The following is a 17,133-nucleotide window of genomic DNA, read 5'->3' on the forward strand; positions in this document are numbered from 1 at the left end:
AGGATTGACGTATACTCTTCATAAATCAATCGACATGACTATGGAGGCACCGATGAGTTTAGCAGATGACAAAAGATTGCTGGTAGAGATTTCTTCGCTGTATTATGAACAGGGACTAAAGCAGGAAGAGATCGCTAAGAAAGTTAAAATCAGCCGTTCATTAGTATCAAAATATTTAGTAAGAGCCAGAGACGAAGGCATTGTGGAGATCATTATCCATGACAGTTACGCTAGTCCCTACCGATCTCTGGAAGAAGAGCTGCAGAAAAAATTTGTGCTGAAGGAAGTACTGTGTGTCGATACGGCCGACCGTGGCATTCAAAACAAATTGTTGGGGATCGCAGCAGCCAAATATTTGTCCAGAGTCGTGAAGCCGGGCTATACAATCAGTGTTTCCGCAGGTACGACTGTTCATGAAGCTGCTGTTAATTTTCCAAAACAACAGCACCCCACTCTCACATTTGTACCGTTAGTCGGCGGAATGGGGATGGAGCATATCACGATTCAGTCTAATCGGGTTTGTGAGTTGTTTGCTTCGCGCTGCGGAGGAAAAGTGACGGAGCTGCATGCGCCGATTACAGTGGACGACAAGGAAGCCAAAAGAGTGTTATCTAGTCAATCCTTTATCAAAAAAGTTTTTGAAGAAGGTCAGGCGGCGGATATTGCGTTAGTAGGTATTGGCGGCATCCCTATCTATTCTACGCTAACGGATGCGTATTTATCTGACCAAGTGAATGAAGATTCCGAGTATTCGCAAGAAAAGATTGCTGGAGACATTTGCTATAATTTTATTGATCATGCAGGAAGACTGGCTGACTGCTCGTGGAATGAACGGGTGATCGCCATCGATCTGGAGAAGCTCAAACAGGTTCCGTTGAAAATCGCGGTTTCTGGTGGAAGGGAAAAAGTTGAGGGCATACGAGCGGCACTCGCCGGGAAATTAGTGGATGTGTTGATTACAGATGAAAAAACAGCAAGAAGATTGCTGGAACCTTAATCAGCTATTTTTCTGCATTTTAAGCTTTGCCTATTCAGTATGAGGCACTTCTTTCTTAGAGGTGTCTCTTTTTTTCGTAAATTTACTGTTGCTCAGCTATAATACAAGAAGAAAATACCGTAAACCAAAATGGTCTCTAGGATCGACAGCCATTTTAAATTTACTGAAAGAAGGGTCTAAGAATGTCGCTGAAAGAGCGAATTATTGCAGAAAGCCAACGATTGGGTATTGATAAGATCGGATTTGCCTCTGCTGAGCCTTTTACAGAGCTGGAGGCGTCGCTTCGGGAACAAAAGGCACGGGGATATACTTCCGGCTTTGAACATCCGGTGATCGAAGAACGAATCTATCCAGAGAAAACCTTTGAACAGCCCAAAACGATTATTTCAATCGCCTTAGCGTATCCAACGAAAGCACGAGAGACGGTTCCCAAAGATGAAAAGCGCGGTATGTTTGCCCGGGCTTCTTGGGGAATCGACTACCATGACATCTTGCGCGATCGATTGAATCGGCTGATCGATTTTATTCAAACAGAAGCCAAGACACGTCAGGAATCAGAAAATTGGCGGTTCGCCCCTCAAGTGGATACAGGTGAGCTGCTTGATGTATCTGTTGCTCAACGAGCTGGTCTTGGATTTATCGGTCGCAATGGGTTGCTGATCACAGAGGAATTCGGTTCGTTTGTCTATTTAGGGGAAATCATCACCAATATTGAATTTGAAGTGGATGACCCTATCCCTTTTGGCTGCGGGGACTGCATGCGTTGTATAAATGGATGCCCAACCAAAGCATTGTTGGGAGACGGCCGGATGAACGCGCAGCGCTGTCTTTCCTATCAAACACAAACAAAGGGGATGATGCCGGATGAATACCGAAAAAAAATGCGCAATGTCATTTATGGCTGTGATATTTGTCAATTGGTTTGTCCCTACAATCAGGGAAAGGACGTCCATTTTCATGAAGAAATGGAGCCTGAGATCGATACCGTTTATCCTAAACTAAAACCGATGCTGCAGCTGTCCAACAAAGAATTCAACAAGCAGTTTGGTCATTTGGCTGGCTCTTGGCGCGGCAAGAAACCGTTGCAGCGCAATGCGATCATTGCTTTAGCGAACCTAGGCGATCGCAGTGCTTTATCAGAAATTTTTCAAGTGGCAAAAGACGATGTTCGGCCGGTTCTTCGTGGAACAGCGGCTTGGGCCATTGGACGTTTAGGCAAAAAGGAAGCTGAAAAGTGGCTGGCTTCTTTGCAGGAATTGAAAGAGCAGGAACAGGATGAAGCAGCGTTGCTGGAGATAGAGAAAGCGCTGGAGATGCTGGAATAAAAGTAATAGAGTAGTGAAACAAGGAGCGCCCTCGTTTTTTGAGGAGTGCTCCTTTTTTGGATCATTGATTGAAATTTTATTAATAGCGACACTAAAGTTTGCGATAATGATGGAAGGAGGGAGTATGAATCATGAAGCTCGGACGGTTTTATGAGTTTGAAAATACCTTGATTCGCTAAGAAAGATAATCAAAAAATGCAGTTAAAGAAGAGAGACAAACTATTTTGCGTAAGTCTGACGAGTAGACTCGTCATAAAAGAGATCACTAGTTGCTGTACTAACGAACAATTGCATGAATCATCCTGCACTTTGACGGTTGTACAAAGGAGGCTGGTCAATCGATTTCGGTATTCGGCTTCGTAAAGGCAAAAAAATTGGTTGATCGTGAGGATATTCCATTAATGGGAGTGGAGAGGCTTATAAAAAGTCCTTATTACCATTATTGATTGCATGAATCATCTTGCAACAAGTATGATCCTTGAAGGTTCTTTTTCAGTTTAAGATGTACATAGAAAGAGAGAAAGAAGGTCATAGGATGCAACTAGTGAATGGGTACAAGCTAATGGAATATGCAAAGACAAACGGCTTGGTGCTGCCCGCATTTAATACGACTAATTATGAATTGACAGCTGCAATCATCAAGGGGTATGAAGCAACAGGCTTGGGCGGCTATATTGCGATCTCATCAAGTAATTTGAAACTTTCCAGTCCTAAAATCATTGCGGACATGGTCAAAGCAGTCATGAAGGACGTTTGCACACCGATTGCCCTGCATTTGGATCACGGAAAAAGTTTTGAAGACGTGAAAGCGTGTATCGATGCAGGATTTACTTCGATCATGGTAGATGCTTCTCATCTTCCGTTCGAAGAAAATATCGAGGAGGTCAAACGAACGGTGGAGTATTGTCATTTTTACGGGATTCCAGTTGAGGCGGAATTAGGCGCGATCGGCGGAAAAGAGGATGACCATATCTCTGAAGAGGATGCGAAGACAAATCCAGCGGATGTGCAGGAATTTGTTGAACGGACCAACATTGATTTATTGGCAGTGGCCATTGGAAATGTTCATGGGATGGATATGCAGCCGCAGCTGGACTTTCCATTGCTGGAGGAAATCGCTCAATTGTCATCTGTTCCTTTAGTTTTACATGGAGGATCAGGGATTCCTTTTGACCAGGTGAGGAGAGCCAAAAAACAGAACCTGATCAAAGTCAATTATGGATCTGATCTGCGGCAAGCCTTCATTCGAACCTTCGGCCAAGCCTACGAAAAAAATCACAACGAATTCGACATCAATTCATTATCCAAACAAGCCATCGTGAATGTCGAAGAACGTGTGAAAGCAATCATTGCAGAAGTAAACGGAAAATAGTTTTAAAAAAGTAAAGGAGGGGGAATATCGTGTTAACGAAACGACAAAAAGCAATCATCAAAGAATTTGAAACACACAGCCCCTCTTTTTTAACTGCTGAATATTTTGTTGATAAATTTGGTGTCAGCATGCGAACCATCCAATCAGACATTAAAGCCGTTCGAGAAGAACTAGCAAAAAACGGGTATGCAGAATTACGGTCTGTCGCTTCAAAGGGAAGCAAGCTGCTGATCCATGATTCTCAGATGTACCAAAAGATGCTGTCTGAAGGAGAAAATTCGTTCGAGCAGCATCAGTCAGACCGGGTTCGAAAATTGTGTCTCTTATTGTTGAATTGTAAGAAGCCACTTAGTCGTCCCTATTTAATGGAACGCCTGTTCATTGCTTCCTCAACGTTAAATTCGGATTTGAAAGAAGCAGACAAGCTTTTGTCAGGCTATCAGCTGGTGATTGAACGAAAAAGAAATTCTGGTATCGCCATCGTCGGCAGCGAGTACAACAAGCGAAAATGTTTGCTGAAATTGGGCCATATTGAAATGCACCAAAACCAAAGCAGCATAGCGAATCAAGAGAATCTGCGTCAGGATATTGAGAAAATTTTAGTCAGTATTCTGTTGAAACACCACTACCATATTTCAGAGACGCTCTTTCAAAATCTGATCGTCCATATCGAAATGGCGATCAAACGGATGAACAGCGGGTTTTATATTGGTTCTAATGAGCTGGAGGTATCTGAAGTATTTGATTCCGAGATCGAAGTATCTGAAGAGATTTTTGATCGATTGTCAGAACGCTGCCATTTTAAAGTTTCGCAAGAAGAGATCATCAATTTGGCGATCTATATCAAAGGAAAAAGCGATTATGAGAATGATGATTACATCTCAGAAGAGGTCAATGCTTTTATTCTGCATTCTCTAGACGAGATCAACGAGAAATTCGATATCAACTTTACTCAGGAAATTGACTTACGGATCTCACTGGCCTTGCATTTGATGCCTTTGCTGACCCGAATGGAATATAACATCCAAAATGAGAATCAGCTGTTGGATCACATCAAGCAGTCGTTTCCATTAGCATTTGATATTGCTGCTTACATGTGTCTGCTGCTGCAGAAAAATATCGACAAACGAATCGAAGAAAGTGAAATTGCCTATCTGGCAATTTACTTCAATCAATATTTAGCGAAATACAACGATATTTCTGGGAAAAAACGTATTCTGATCATCACTAGCTTGAAACGCAGCGAAAGTGTTTTACTGCGGCAACGCTTTGCCACCTGGTTCGCGAATGAGATCGCTATTTTGACTTTGTTGAACACTCACGAAGTCCACTCGATCGACGTAGAGGATTACGACGTGATTTTTACTACCGAACAGACGGAATTGACTGAGAATATCGGTGCGATATTGATCAGCTTCTTCCCGAGTGAGGCAGAATACTCGAAGATCAAGCTGGCTATTGACGGATTTAATGACAAATTTGAGATCGTTAATTTGTTTGACGAAGAACTGTTTCGCTATGGCCGATTTTCGACCAAACAAGAGGTTTTAGACAAAATCTGTTCTATTTCTGTTTCGAAGGTCGGTGATAAGGTCTTCCAACTGAGAGAAGCAGTGGGGCTTCGAGAAGGATTGGGCAGCAGTTATTTTGGCAATGGAATCGCTCTGCCTCATCCAATCAACCCGATTTTAGCAGAGACCTTTGTCTCAGTGATTTTGCTAAAGGATGAGCTGGAATGGGATTCCGACGGCAACAAGGTGCGTCTGGTCATGCTGGTAGCGATCGAAAAAAACAATGCCAAAGTTTTTCAATTGTGGAACTATCTTGGAAAAATTATTCAGGAAAAAGGGTTTGTTGACCGATTGATCAAAGAGCCTACTTTTGAAAATTTCAAAGAGAATCTATCACAGTTATTAGATGAATATATTTAAAAAGTTGAGGAGGAGTAGGAATGAAATTCATTTTTGTATCTCATGGCGACCTAGCTAAAAGTATGTTAGCCAGTGCGCAAATGATCGTCGGCGAACAGGCGGAGGCGACAGCATTCGGTTTGTATCCCAAGGATGATATTGGGGGATTGAAGGATCAGATCAAGCAAGCCATTGATGACTTTGGCGGAGGAAATGACGTGATTTGTTTTACCGATCTGTTTAGTGGAAGTCCTTTTAATGCAGTGGTCTCGATGATGGGAGAGTATCCGATCTACCATATTACTGGGATGAACTTGCCGATTGTTTTAGAGGCCTTTATGTCGAGAATGAACGACGAACTTACAGCACGAGAGATCGCAGAAAAATTATTGAAGCAGGCACCTGAGACGATCATCGACGTGAATAATTATCTAAGTGTGAATTTAGAAGAAGAAACGAACTAAAACGAGAGAAGGAGTGAATGAAATGAAGAACATTGTATTTGCAAGGGTGGACGATCGCTTGATTCATGGAGAGGTTGTGACAGCCTGGACACCGAGTTACAGCATCAACCACATTATTATCATTGATGATGTCGTTGCCAGCGATCCGTTTCAAAAGCGCATTTTGAAAGCGTTGGCGCCGACAAAGGTGCGGGTAGACGCCTTTACTACTGAGGAAGGGATCGTTGAGTTGAACAAGCCGTTCAATGAAAAGGAACGAGTTCTTCTGCTCACTAAAACGCCCATCACGTACGCGAAACTGGTGGAAGGAGGGATCGAATTACCCCAAGTGAATTTAGGGGGCATGGGGATTCGTGGTGAGCGTCAACCGTTTGTGAAGAATGTGGCTTGCGACAAGGAGGAGATCGAAGCCATCCGTCAAATGGTAGAGAAGGGGATTCATGTGTTTTATCAATTAGTACCAGAACAACGTCTAATTGAAATCACGAACTTATTGTAATTAATAGAAAAAGGAGGAAAAGTGTATGTCCATCGTTCAAGCGTTTCTTTGTGGGGTCGTTTATTTTCTGGCAATTGGGAATCTGCCATTCGTCGGGCTGTGGTCGTTGCAGCGGCCATTGGTCTGCGGACTGATCACAGGTATTATTTTAGGAGACCCGCTGACAGGTGCCATGACCGGAGCGTCTATCAACTTAGTTTATCTTGGCTTTATTTCCGCAGGGGGATCAATGCCAGCCGACATGGCTCTTGCAGGTATTTTAGGTACAGCCTTTGCTATTACTGGTGGGTTAGACGCGGAAACTGCCCTATCTGTTGCAGTTCCGATCGGTTTGTTGGGAACCATCGTTTGGTATGGTCGAATGACTTTTGGTTCTGTTTTTGTTCACGTGGCGGATAATTATATCGAAAAAGGAGAGTACCATAAAATTTGGCGGGCGAATGTCCTGTTCCCACAATTGATGACTGCATTAATGACGATTATTCCTTGTGGTCTAGCTGCTTACTTCGGTGCAAGCTATATTTCTGGTTTTATCGAGGCATTGAGTGGAACGGCATTGACGATTTTCACAGTTATTGGCGGTATGATGCCGGCACTCGGGGTAGCGATCACGCTGCAATACATTTTTAAAGGGGAAGCACGAGTATTCTTGTTCTTAGGATTTATCTTGGCAACGTATTCAGGACTGGATCTGTTGCCGTTAGGTGTAATCGCAGGATTGTCTGCATTGATCTACGTTCAAGCGACAAGTCATAAATCTGATTCAGAGGAGGAAGAAATCTATGAGTAAAGAAGTGGAAGGAAGTTTGATTCGTAAAAAGGATTTGTTCCGCTCTTGGCTGATTTGGGAAAATCTGCCGCAAACCTGCTACAACTATGAGCGAATGATGGGGCAGGCAGTGGCTCATGTGTTTGTTCCGATCTCCAAACGGCTGCACAACGATAATCCAGAGAAGAAAAAAGAAATGATGAAACGGGAGATCGAATTTTTCAATGTTCATATCGAATTTGGTGCTTGTATCATTGGGATGATCATTGCTCTGGAGGAACAAAAGGCCAAAGGAGTAGAGATCCCCAGTGAGTTTATTACCAGTTTGAAAACCTCCTTGATGGGTCCTTTGTCAGGGATCGGAGATACAATTTTTCAAGGGGTATTGATTCCGATTCTATTGGCGATCACGATCGATTTGACACTCAAAGGCACGATTTGGGGTTCGATCATCTATGCGGTAGCGATCATTGCGATTGCTTGGGGCATGAGCTACGCTAATTTCATGTTTGGCTATCGAGCCGGAGCAGATGCGATCATGGACTTTCTCGAGAAGGGTATTTTAAACAAGGTTCTTCGCGGTGCTGAGATCATGGGTTGTATGGTAATGGGCGGCTTGATTTCCAGCTATGTAAAAATGCATGTGGCTTTAGAGATCGCCAGCTCCACCACGACATTCAAAGTGCAGGAGCAATTCCTGGATGCCGTCATGCCTAACATTTTGCCTTTTGCATTCACAATGCTGATCTTCTGGTTGATGAAACGCGGCTGGTCATCATTGAAGGTAATTGGCTTAATCGTGGTCGTCGGTATCGTCACTGGATTCTTAGGAATTCTAGGATAGATTGGAGATTTTTTGAATGAAAGCCATCGTAGAAACTGGTGTCAAGCAATTGGAGATTCAAGAATTGCCGACTCCTGTGATTAAAAAAGATGAAGTTTTAATGAAAATTCGAGCGAATGGATTATGTACCAACGACATTCGCGACTATTTGGGGGACACGGTTTACTCGTTCCCCCGAGTAGGCGGTCATGAATTTAGCGGGGAAGTCGTTGAGATCGGTTCTGAGGTCGATCCAGCACATTTCCAAGTGGGCGACCACGTTGTGAAATACATTATCCCCTCTTGCGGTGAATGCCATTATTGCAAAATCGGGCGTGAAAACCTCTGTGTTGAGGTGGCTTCATCCCCAACCTTCCAAAAACCCGACGGTATTTCAGGATTTTTTGGAATGGCTCAATACATTGCTGTGAAGAGTCGCGACTTGTATAAATATCCTAAAGAAGTTCCTTTTACGCACAGTGCTTTTACTGAACCATTGGCGTGTGTTGTCAACAGTGTAGAACGTGCGAAGATTCTATTCGGACAAGATATCGTGGTTATCGGTGGTGGTGTCATGGGTCTAATGCATGTGATGCTGGCGAAGTTGCAGGGAGCGCGAGTCATTGTCAGTGAACCAAATGCTGAAAGACGTACACTTGCAGAAAAACTAGGAGCCGATGTGACGTTTGATCCGACACAGGGGGATGCAGTTGCTTTTGTGAAGCAACAAACAGAAGGACGCGGGGCAGATGTAGTGTTCAATACGACAGCTTTGCCGATCATTGCTCAACAGGCCATGGATTTCACGGCTACTGGCGGACAAACCTTTATGTTTAGTTCTTTGCATCCCAACGATCCTGTTCCAACGAACATGGGCGCGTTGCATTCTTATGAAAAAGTCATTACTGGAACAGTCAGTCCAACGATTCGAACCTTTTATCGTTCGGTACAGTTGATTGCTAAAGGATTAGTCGATATCACGCCGTTGCTGGATAAGACCTTTGAGTACACGGACGCTGTAGACGCTTTTGAATACGCATTAAAACCAGAGACATTAAAGACGATCATCACCTTTGACTAAAGAAAGCAGGAGTAGCGATGAACCAAGCAATCTATGTAGGACTAGACATCGGAACGACAGCGATCAAGGTTTCAGCTGTCACACGCCAACTAGAGGCGGTCTACGAGGAACAGTATGCATATGATTATCTTACTCCGCAAAAGGGCTGGACTGAAATCGAACCGGATACTTGGGTAGAGATCGTGTTGGAAGGGCTCAAGGATATGTTCCAACAGATCCCTGCTGAAACGGTCGCCGGTATCGGAATCACCGGACAGATGCATACGACCGTGTTTGTAGACAAACACGGTCTTTCAGTTCGGCCGGCTATTCTGTGGAATGATAATCGCACGAAAGAACAGATATCACATATTAAACAACGATTGGAAACAACGAAGCCCTCCGCGCACATTGCTAAAATCGTATCGACGGGAAGCCCATTGGCCAGTCTTTTATGGCTGAAGGAAAATGAACCAGAGAATTACCAGAAGACGGCCAAAATTCTAATTGCAAAGGATTATGTCAAGCTAAAATTAACCGGCACTTATTCCACTGATTATTGTGATGCTTCAACGTCCTCTTTGTATGATTTGACAAAAGATGACTGGTCAAAAGAGGTGCAGCAACTCTTTGAGTTCAACGAGTCACTTTTTCCCGTGATTAAACCGGCCTCAACGATTATTGGCCAGTTGACTTGTGAAGTATGCACATTATTAGACATCGAAAAACAGATTCCGATGGTATCTGGAACAGGAGACAATGTTGCTTCAGCGCTTGTATCAGGCAGCTTTGAGCATGACCAGCCTCTAGTGTCTTTAGGAACCTCGGGAGTCGTAGTGATTCCTAATAGTCATCATCAGTTAAAACAAACCGGCAAAAATGTGGTGGCAAAAATTACGGAAGATGATCAATCGATCATTACGCAAGGGACCGTTCAAGCAGGAGCGAAAGTAAATAGCTGGTGGATGGAATCGATTCTACATAGCGACCATTACTCAAAAGCGCAAGCACAAATTCCTAAAGAGCTTTTAGGAGAGAACGAGGTGCTCTTTTTCCCGCATATGAATGGCGAAAAAACATTGTTTTCCGACCCTAGCTTAAAAGGAGCTTTTGTGGGACTTGGGCTGGAGACGACTCGCGAAGAAATGTATTTGGCTGTCTTAGAAGGACTGGCCTACGGAATTCGACAATTGTTCCGATCTATGAAAAATGATGAACAGCCCGACTATTTTACGATTGTCGGTGGTGGCGCAAAAAGTGAGCTGTGGATCGAAATTTTTGCAAACGTCTTAGGCCGCCCAATCAAACGTGTCCTAGCTTCCCAAGAAGCGGTCCACGGGGCTGCAATCTTAGCGATCATGGGTGTAGAAGGTCATTTTACCTTTCCAGATAGTGAATTTCAGATGATCGAACCTCACACATCCTTAATAAAAAAATACGATAAAGCTTACCAAAAGTATTTAAAACTGACGCAAATGATTTTACTTGCAGGAGGGAAATGAAATGAAAGAGTGTCTACTCTGTGATCGTCCATTAAAACTAATTAAGTTCAAATCTGCAGAAGGCTATGTATGTAAACAATGTTACGAGAAGGTCAGCTTAAATTTTACTCAAACGATCAAAAATCAAACAAAGGCAGAGCTTCTTTCTACATTAGAAAACACCGAAGAAGCAAACGACTCTGTCTCCTTTGAGATCACTCGAAAGATCAATCAATACATCCTTTTCGACGACAAGCACCAGCAACTGTGCTTGCCAAATCATAAAAAATATACAAAAGATGAGTTGAAACCGGAAGTCTATCCCTTCTCAGCAATCGTGAATTGTCAAATCGACGAAGAGCAAGTCGAAAAAGTAGTCAAGAAAAAGAAGCAAGCGTTAGGCTGTATTAAAGTAACGCTTGTGCTTCAAGAGGAAGATCAGATTTCAAGGGATATCTGGTTGATACCGAATTTGATCAGCACCTCCAGTATGCCGTACAAAACAATGCGATCCTTGGCTCAAAACATCGTTCAAGAGGTGGAACGGTCGAAACAAGAGGTGGCTGTATGTTAGCGGGATTACGAGGGGTTCTTGCCAACGCGCGAGCTGAAAAAACAGCGATTGCTGCCTTCAATGTACCAAATCTGGAAATGGTTCGGGCTGCCATACAAGCGGCTGAGGAATTGGAGAGACCTGTCATTTTGCAGCATGCGCAAGGACATGACTCACTGATTCCGTTGGAAGAAATTGGCCCGATCATGCTTGATTATGCTAAACGAAGCAACGTACCTGTAGTCGTTCATCTCGATCATGGCAAAAGCTTCGATGCGATCGTTCGCGCTATGAAAATGGGGTTCACCTCGGTCATGATCGACGCCTCTGACTTGCCATTCGAAGAGAATATTGCTCGTACAAAAGAGATCGTAAAAATTGCCCATAGTTTGGGTATCAGTGTTGAAGCAGAGTTAGGTCATGTCTTCACCTCTTCTCTAGGTGGAGGTGAAGGACGAGCACCAGATGATGAAAAAATAGGTGAAACGGATATCTATACGGATCCTAAACAAGCCAAACAGTTTGTTGCTGAAACCAATGCGGACTGTTTAGCTATTGCATTCGGAACTGTGCATGGGATTTATTTGAAAGAGCCAAAATTAGACCTGAATAGAGTAAAACAAGTCTATGAGGAGGTTGGGATCCCCCTAGTGATGCATGGCGGATCGGGTGTAAGCGAAGAAGACTATCAGATCGCTATTGATAATGGGATCACTAAAATAAATTATTATACGTATGCTAACAAAGCAGGAGCGGCAGCTCTTGCTCATTATTTGGCTCAGCATTCGAAGGAGTACTTTTTAGAGGACTGTGTTGAAATGACGACAAAAGCGTTGAAAAGTGACTATCAAAAAGCAATCAACAGCTTTAACAGAGGAGCAACCTCCTACTGAGTAAAAAGCACCTCATCCGGACAGAGTATTGACAAAAGACTCTATTCGGATGAGGTGTTTTTTACTGAACGGTTTTTTCATCCATGATTGGATTTACTGCACCACTCGAAATTGTTTTAGATGTCTCTTGCTTCGGGTCTTTCTCTGGAAGCATCTGATTTTTCAAGGTCAAAAGATACGATGATTGTCGGAAGACTTCAATGAAACACCAGGCTGTAGGGATCGTCATCAGAATGCCGCCGATGTTCAGTAGGCCTTTCACAGAATCCATTCCTCCAGAAGAAACTAGTAGAAACGCGATGGAGGTGACAATGACTCCCATCAAAATCTTGATGTTCTTTGGCGGTTCGTCATCGATCTGCATCGTGCAAACACATAAGGAAGACAGAACGGAGCACATCGGGTCTGCCAGTGTACAGAAAGAGCAGATCACAGCGATCAGGAAAATAAACATCGCGATTCGTCCAAAAGGCAAGGTAGCCAAGACTTGATAAACAGTGGTCTGCATACCGCTGGTACGGATCATCTCCCAGATGTCCAGTTGGCCAGAGGTTTGAACGTGCATAGCCATTCCACCAAAAACACCGATCCAAACAATACAAAAGACGGAGGGCACCAAGATATTCACCATCAAAAACTGGCGAACCGTTCGGCCCTTAGCCATGCGCGCTAAAAACATGCCGATGACCGGCGCATAGATAAAGAAGGAATTCCAAATAGTGATGCTCCATTCATTGGCCCATTGGTCCTGCGGCGCCAACGTGTTGTTTCGGGTGATCATGGTGAAGAAATTGTCAAACATATAACCAACGGATTCAGTGCCTATTTTACCGATAAACTGAGCGTCGCCGGCAAGCAGGAGATAGACCAGCAGACAAGCAAAAATGACCATAGTGATATTGGATAAATTTTTTAAGCCTTTCGACATACCGGCAATGCAGGTCAAAATGAAAAACATCCCAACTCCGATCGCTAGAATCAGCCAAATAACTGGACCCTGCCGGAGATTAAAAATACTTTCAAAGCCGGCACCTAATTGAAGCAGACCAGCACCCATCGAATTAGAAACGGCACTCGCCAGACAAAAAATCGCAACTATGTGGATGAGGGCGTTTAGCCAGGGAATTCGACGTTTGAAGGTACACTCAACGAGCGAACCGAACGATAGATTTTTTTTCAGATTGTAGGAGATCAGTGCGAAGAGGACTCCGCATAATGAATATAGACAGTATTGGACAAAGGTCCAGTCAAACATGGCTTGGCTGACCGCAAAAATCGCAGCTCCTCTAGAACCCGCTTCTACGCCAGCGGATACTGGTGGAGTCATAAAATGAAACATCGGCTCGCCCAGTGCCCAAAACAGAACCCCGCAGCCAATACCGCCGCAGATGGCCATGAAGCACCAGTTATGAAATTTGAAATCGGGCTTGGCCTCGGGGCCGCCGATCTTTATGTCACCAAACTTGAATAAAATAAGAGCTAAGGCTGCAAAAATCGCGATGACGGACAACGTGTTGATAAACCAGCCGAAGTTATCACCGACAAAATAGATGGCATTGTTCAACAAGGAGCCGAATTGCTCCTGAAAGAAGATGCCAAAAATGATTTCAACCAGCAGGATACCCATCGCCGGGAAAAAGGCCACCTTGTATAACGTGTATTTCGGTTTCTTATCCATACGTACCTCATTTCAGTTTCTTGTATTTTATTTCACATGAGCGAATAGATAAAGTTGAGTTTTGGGGAAATGCTTTGTATGTAGCGTTCTTTTCGCCCTAGTTAAAGAAGGGATGATTGCTTAAAGGTGCAAGGCAACGCTTTGCGAAACCTTGCACCTATTAGTATATCCGATTTTGTCTTCAAAAAATTGGAAAAAGTGAAATTATAATTTGCCTAGGTTTTTCGCTTGAGCGACACAAGCCTTGATACCTTCAGACCAAGTATCATCGAAGCCCAACTCAACCATTTTGTTGATAGCAGCTAAGGTAGCGGCACCTGGGAGCAATAATTTTTTCTCTAAATCTTTTGGACTTTCCTCTGAAGTCATCAGCATTTCAGCACTGCCCTTCATGGTTTGAGCAAAGATTTGTAGCGCGGTATTGCCATCGATTCCCATGCTGACAGCTTCTTTTACGATGACATCAGCAATGTGGTAGAAATACGCAGGTGCTGCACCGCCAAATGGAATGATGTCATCAATTAGATCGGTTGGCATTTCTTCAACGATTCCGCTGCTGGTTAAGAAGTGATACGCTTTTTGATAGTCTTCCTCAGTTAACGCATTTCCTCGAGCGACAGCATAAGCACCCATTCCAACCTGAGCAGTTAAAGTAGGTACACATTGAACAACCTTCGCATCTTCGCCTAAGTTTTCGCTGAACCATTCGGTACTAATGCCAGCAGCCAAAGTGATAAATACGTTTTTATCTGAATAGACAGGTTTTACCTGCGGCATGATGGAGCGAATGATTTGCGGCAAGACTGCTACTACAACGACCTCAGAGTTTTCTACTAATTCTTCAATAGAATCGTAGGTTTGATATCCTTTTGAACGATAGTCTGCTAAAACCTCGGCATTGATATCAAAGATTCCAATTTCACTTGCTTGGTAGTTTTTGCTCAAAGCCACTCCTGACAAAATGGCTCTGACAATGTTTCCTCCACCAATACATCCAATTTTTGTTCCCATATATAAATCATCCCTTCTTTATAAATACCGAGAGCACCTGCTCCCGATAATCCCCAAATTATTGTGTAAGATCTTCTGCAATTGGTGCAGCCACTTCTTGCCTTCTTTTTGCTGAATTGTTCATGTTTGCTGCATCGCTCAAATTCATATCCTTGGTTTCAGGTGCCATGACAATTGAAAGCACCAACCCCGCTACTGAAATTCCAGCGCAAATGTATAAAGAGGTTTGCAGGCCTAAGTTTTCCAAAACGACTGGTGTAAAGAATGTTGAAACGGCTGATAAAATTCGAGTTAATCCGGTAACGAAGCCTACAGCAGTCGCGCGGATCTGCGTAGGGAACAGCTCGTTAGGGTAAACGAATTCGTGAGAGCCGCCTGCGGTATTGGAAGCACCGAACATAACGAACAAGGCCAGTACCATCCAAAATGGCAGATTTGTATTTGCTGTAAAGCCTAGAATAGTTAACGCGATGGTACATATTAAGAATGAAGCAATTAACGTCGGACGGCGGCCAGCTTTATCCATATACAAGAAAATTGGAACTAAACCAATCAAGTACAAGCAGTTGATAATCGCTGAACCTAAGTACTGCAGGTTGCCGTCAGCGAAGCCCATTTGTTCCATAATGGTAGGCAGGTAAGTACCGATGGCGAAAACTGGAATGATTTGCATGGTCCAGAAAGCTGCCACAAAGAATACCCATTTGCCATACCCATTTTTGAAAATATCCGTAAAGGAAGATTTTTCTGGTTCAATGGTTGGATCACAATCTAAAATGACATTGTCGCCGATTTTGGCTAAAATAGCAGGAACTTCATCCCCACGACCTTTGTTGGTCAACCAGCGAGGTGATTCAGGCATGTTGCGAATGGCAACGGACCAGCCAAAGGTTAATACAGCACTGCTGACCAGCATCCAGCGCCAGGCACCGTCTCCTAAAGGCAGCATTAAGTAACAGACGACATTTGATAATGCGTAACCGATAAACCACAACGCGTTCAAGAAGCCGACAACGTTTCCGCGGTTTTTTTGCGGAGCAAACTCTGCTAGGTAAGGTCCAGCAATGGAGAAGGTTGCACCGACTCCTAATCCTAAAACGAGTCGCAGGATAAAGGCTTGCATGGAGTTTGTTATAAAAAATTGCAAAATAGCTGCTACAGTCAAGAAGATAAAATCGTACATATAGATCTTTTTACGTCCGATTAAATCGGTCAGATAGCCACCGATGATACTTCCGAAAACCATGCCTAATAGTGTGCCCATTCCAATTAATCCAGACATAACGGGGGTCATTGAGATTTGTGTCCCCATTACAGACAGAGCGATCGTTACGGATCCGATCACGTAACCGGTAACCAGTGGGCAGCCTGAACAATAGGCAATTAATTTGAGATGGTACTTATTAAAAGGTACGGCATCCATTGTTACTTCATTGGTGTTCATAGTGTCCTCCTATTTTGATTCTTAATTTTCCAACGTTGGAGATAATTACATGACAGTATCTACATAGTTTCCTAGGATTGATAGGCAATGCTCCATATGCTCAGCTGATGGCGGCTGCAAATCGGCTAAAGGATAGGTGCGGCCTAAGCGTTTATAGGTTTCAGTCCCTAATCGATGATACGGAAGCAGTTGAACATGGTGAAGATGTGTTAGCTTCGTACAAAAGCTGCCGATACCTCCTAATTCTTCGTCTGAATCGTTGATTCCAGGAATAATCGGAATCCGCACGATCAAACGGAAAGGGTGTTCCAGCTCATTGGTTTTCAGCAGATTGTCAAAAATTCGACTGTTGTCACCGCCGATGTATTTTTTGTGTCCTTCTGGTGAGAACATTTTTAAATCGACAAAAGCAGTATCGACATAAGGCAACAGGGAGCTGACAGCCTCCCAAGGTGCGTAAAAGGTGGTCTCGATAGCTGTGTTGATGCATTCTTCCCAGGCTGCCTTTAACAATTCACGGGAAAAAACAGGCTGGGAAAGCATCTCGCCGCCGGAAATGGTCAAGCCGCCACCGGAATGGAAGTAGCAGCAGGAATCTTTGCGGATTTCCTTCATGACATCTTCAACCGACATCACTTGACCATAGGTGCAATGTTGCGCGTGTTCAACTTTAAAGGATTGACTTTCTGGGGTAGAGCACCAAAGACAACGTAGTGGACAACCCTTAAGAAAGACAACTGTGCGAAACCCATCGCCGTCATAGACGGAGCCTCGTTCGATTCGCAGCACCATTCCGGTTGTTGTCGCTTGTTCTTTCGTTCTTTTTCCTACTAGTTGTTCAATCATGGTGATCT

At 43.7% G+C, this 17,133-nt stretch carries 16 protein-coding genes; 12 read left to right on the forward strand and 4 right to left on the reverse strand.

Annotated features, from left to right (window positions below):
• Positions 1 to 52 precede the first annotated feature (52 nt).
• The 12 genes from NRIC_RS15790 to NRIC_RS15845 all read left to right on the forward strand — a co-directional run bounded on the left by NRIC_RS15790 (position 53) and on the right by NRIC_RS15845 (position 12,146).
• Entirely contained in the window at positions 53 to 997 is a 945-nt protein-coding gene (locus NRIC_RS15790) for a sugar-binding transcriptional regulator (protein WP_146623675.1), read from the forward strand.
• Positions 998 to 1,179: 182 nt separating this feature from the next.
• Complete coding sequence (queG, locus tag NRIC_RS15795; protein WP_146623676.1) at positions 1,180 to 2,322, forward strand: tRNA epoxyqueuosine(34) reductase QueG; 1,143 nt, start codon at positions 1,180 to 1,182, stop codon at positions 2,320 to 2,322.
• A gap of 535 nt (positions 2,323 to 2,857) precedes the next feature.
• Positions 2,858 to 3,694 carry a class II aldolase gene (locus tag NRIC_RS15800; RefSeq protein WP_146623677.1) on the forward strand — a complete coding sequence of 279 codons (837 nt, stop codon included), beginning with the start codon at positions 2,858 to 2,860 and terminating at the stop codon, positions 3,692 to 3,694.
• A 29-nt stretch (positions 3,695 to 3,723) separates the two neighbouring features.
• Positions 3,724 to 5,625 (forward strand): BglG family transcription antiterminator, encoded by a 1,902-nt coding sequence (locus NRIC_RS15805; RefSeq protein WP_146623678.1) that lies wholly within the window; start codon positions 3,724 to 3,726, stop codon positions 5,623 to 5,625.
• Between the two features lie 20 nt (positions 5,626 to 5,645).
• Positions 5,646 to 6,068: a PTS sugar transporter subunit IIA gene (locus NRIC_RS15810; RefSeq protein ID WP_146623679.1), complete on the forward strand. Its 423-nt coding sequence runs from the start codon at positions 5,646 to 5,648 to the stop codon at positions 6,066 to 6,068.
• A 22-nt stretch (positions 6,069 to 6,090) separates the two neighbouring features.
• Positions 6,091 to 6,567 carry a PTS sugar transporter subunit IIB gene (locus tag NRIC_RS15815; RefSeq protein ID WP_146623680.1) on the forward strand — a complete coding sequence of 159 codons (477 nt, stop codon included), beginning with the start codon at positions 6,091 to 6,093 and terminating at the stop codon, positions 6,565 to 6,567.
• Between the two features lie 25 nt (positions 6,568 to 6,592).
• A complete protein-coding gene (locus tag NRIC_RS15820; RefSeq protein ID WP_146623681.1) occupies positions 6,593 to 7,357 on the forward strand; it encodes a PTS mannose/fructose/sorbose/N-acetylgalactosamine transporter subunit IIC in 765 nt (254 codons plus the stop codon).
• Positions 7,350 to 8,180: a PTS system mannose/fructose/sorbose family transporter subunit IID gene (locus NRIC_RS15825; RefSeq protein ID WP_146623682.1), complete on the forward strand. Its 831-nt coding sequence runs from the start codon at positions 7,350 to 7,352 to the stop codon at positions 8,178 to 8,180. The genes NRIC_RS15820 and NRIC_RS15825 overlap by 8 nt, the downstream gene beginning before the upstream one ends.
• A gap of 16 nt (positions 8,181 to 8,196) precedes the next feature.
• Complete coding sequence (locus NRIC_RS15830) at positions 8,197 to 9,240, forward strand: zinc-dependent alcohol dehydrogenase (RefSeq protein WP_146623683.1); 1,044 nt, start codon at positions 8,197 to 8,199, stop codon at positions 9,238 to 9,240.
• Positions 9,241 to 9,257: 17 nt separating this feature from the next.
• Positions 9,258 to 10,721, forward strand: a complete 1,464-nt coding sequence (locus NRIC_RS15835; protein WP_146623684.1) for a xylulokinase — start codon at positions 9,258 to 9,260, stop codon at positions 10,719 to 10,721.
• A gap of 1 nt (position 10,722) precedes the next feature.
• Positions 10,723 to 11,274, forward strand: coding sequence for a DUF4428 domain-containing protein (locus NRIC_RS15840; RefSeq protein ID WP_146623685.1), 552 nt, complete (start codon positions 10,723 to 10,725; stop codon positions 11,272 to 11,274).
• The gene (locus tag NRIC_RS15845) at positions 11,268 to 12,146 is read left to right on the forward strand and encodes a class II fructose-bisphosphate aldolase (protein ID WP_146623686.1); all 879 of its coding nucleotides are present in this window, start codon (positions 11,268 to 11,270) and stop codon (positions 12,144 to 12,146) included. The genes NRIC_RS15840 and NRIC_RS15845 overlap by 7 nt, the downstream gene beginning before the upstream one ends.
• A 61-nt stretch (positions 12,147 to 12,207) precedes the next feature.
• Here the strand turns inward: NRIC_RS15845 and NRIC_RS15850 are convergent, their stop codons facing one another.
• The 4 genes from NRIC_RS15850 to NRIC_RS15865 all read right to left on the reverse strand — a co-directional run bounded on the left by NRIC_RS15850 (position 12,208) and on the right by NRIC_RS15865 (position 17,125).
• Complete coding sequence (locus tag NRIC_RS15850) at positions 12,208 to 13,824, reverse strand: BCCT family transporter (RefSeq protein ID WP_146623687.1); 1,617 nt, start codon at positions 13,822 to 13,824, stop codon at positions 12,208 to 12,210.
• Between the two features lie 204 nt (positions 13,825 to 14,028).
• On the reverse strand, positions 14,029 to 14,835 hold the full coding sequence (locus tag NRIC_RS15855; RefSeq protein WP_146623688.1) for a pyrroline-5-carboxylate reductase family protein: 807 nt from the start codon (positions 14,833 to 14,835) through the stop codon (positions 14,029 to 14,031).
• Between the two features lie 58 nt (positions 14,836 to 14,893).
• The gene (locus NRIC_RS15860; RefSeq protein WP_146623689.1) at positions 14,894 to 16,279 is read right to left on the reverse strand and encodes an MFS transporter; all 1,386 of its coding nucleotides are present in this window, start codon (positions 16,277 to 16,279) and stop codon (positions 14,894 to 14,896) included.
• Positions 16,280 to 16,324: 45 nt separating this feature from the next.
• On the reverse strand, positions 16,325 to 17,125 hold the full coding sequence (locus NRIC_RS15865; protein WP_146623690.1) for a glycyl-radical enzyme activating protein: 801 nt from the start codon (positions 17,123 to 17,125) through the stop codon (positions 16,325 to 16,327).
• Between the last annotated feature and the right edge of the window lie 8 nt (positions 17,126 to 17,133).

The sequence above is a fragment of the Enterococcus florum genome (assembly GCF_004309355.1).
In the GTDB taxonomy this organism is placed as follows: Bacteria; Bacillota; Bacilli; order Lactobacillales; family Enterococcaceae; genus Enterococcus_A; species Enterococcus_A florum.

Excerpts from the sequence above, each read along its gene's own strand:
- queG (WP_146623676.1), top strand. The coding sequence starts at position 1,180 with ATGTCGCTGAAAGAGCGAATTATTGCAGAAAGCCAACGATTGGGTATT.
- NRIC_RS15860 (WP_146623689.1), bottom strand. The coding sequence starts at position 16,279 with ATGAACACCAATGAAGTAACAATGGATGCCGTACCTTTTAATAAGTAC.
- NRIC_RS15810 (WP_146623679.1), top strand. The coding sequence starts at position 5,646 with ATGAAATTCATTTTTGTATCTCATGGCGACCTAGCTAAAAGTATGTTA.
- NRIC_RS15850 (WP_146623687.1), bottom strand. The coding sequence starts at position 13,824 with ATGGATAAGAAACCGAAATACACGTTATACAAGGTGGCCTTTTTCCCG.
- NRIC_RS15815 (WP_146623680.1), top strand. The coding sequence starts at position 6,091 with ATGAAGAACATTGTATTTGCAAGGGTGGACGATCGCTTGATTCATGGA.
- NRIC_RS15835 (WP_146623684.1), top strand. The coding sequence starts at position 9,258 with ATGAACCAAGCAATCTATGTAGGACTAGACATCGGAACGACAGCGATC.
- NRIC_RS15840 (WP_146623685.1), top strand. The coding sequence starts at position 10,723 with ATGAAAGAGTGTCTACTCTGTGATCGTCCATTAAAACTAATTAAGTTC.
- NRIC_RS15830 (WP_146623683.1), top strand. The coding sequence starts at position 8,197 with ATGAAAGCCATCGTAGAAACTGGTGTCAAGCAATTGGAGATTCAAGAA.
- NRIC_RS15845 (WP_146623686.1), top strand. The coding sequence starts at position 11,268 with ATGTTAGCGGGATTACGAGGGGTTCTTGCCAACGCGCGAGCTGAAAAA.
- NRIC_RS15820 (WP_146623681.1), top strand. The coding sequence starts at position 6,593 with ATGTCCATCGTTCAAGCGTTTCTTTGTGGGGTCGTTTATTTTCTGGCA.
- NRIC_RS15800 (WP_146623677.1), top strand. The coding sequence starts at position 2,858 with ATGCAACTAGTGAATGGGTACAAGCTAATGGAATATGCAAAGACAAAC.
- NRIC_RS15790 (WP_146623675.1), top strand. The coding sequence starts at position 53 with ATGAGTTTAGCAGATGACAAAAGATTGCTGGTAGAGATTTCTTCGCTG.
- NRIC_RS15865 (WP_146623690.1), bottom strand. The coding sequence starts at position 17,125 with ATGATTGAACAACTAGTAGGAAAAAGAACGAAAGAACAAGCGACAACA.
- NRIC_RS15825 (WP_146623682.1), top strand. The coding sequence starts at position 7,350 with ATGAGTAAAGAAGTGGAAGGAAGTTTGATTCGTAAAAAGGATTTGTTC.
- NRIC_RS15855 (WP_146623688.1), bottom strand. The coding sequence starts at position 14,835 with ATGGGAACAAAAATTGGATGTATTGGTGGAGGAAACATTGTCAGAGCC.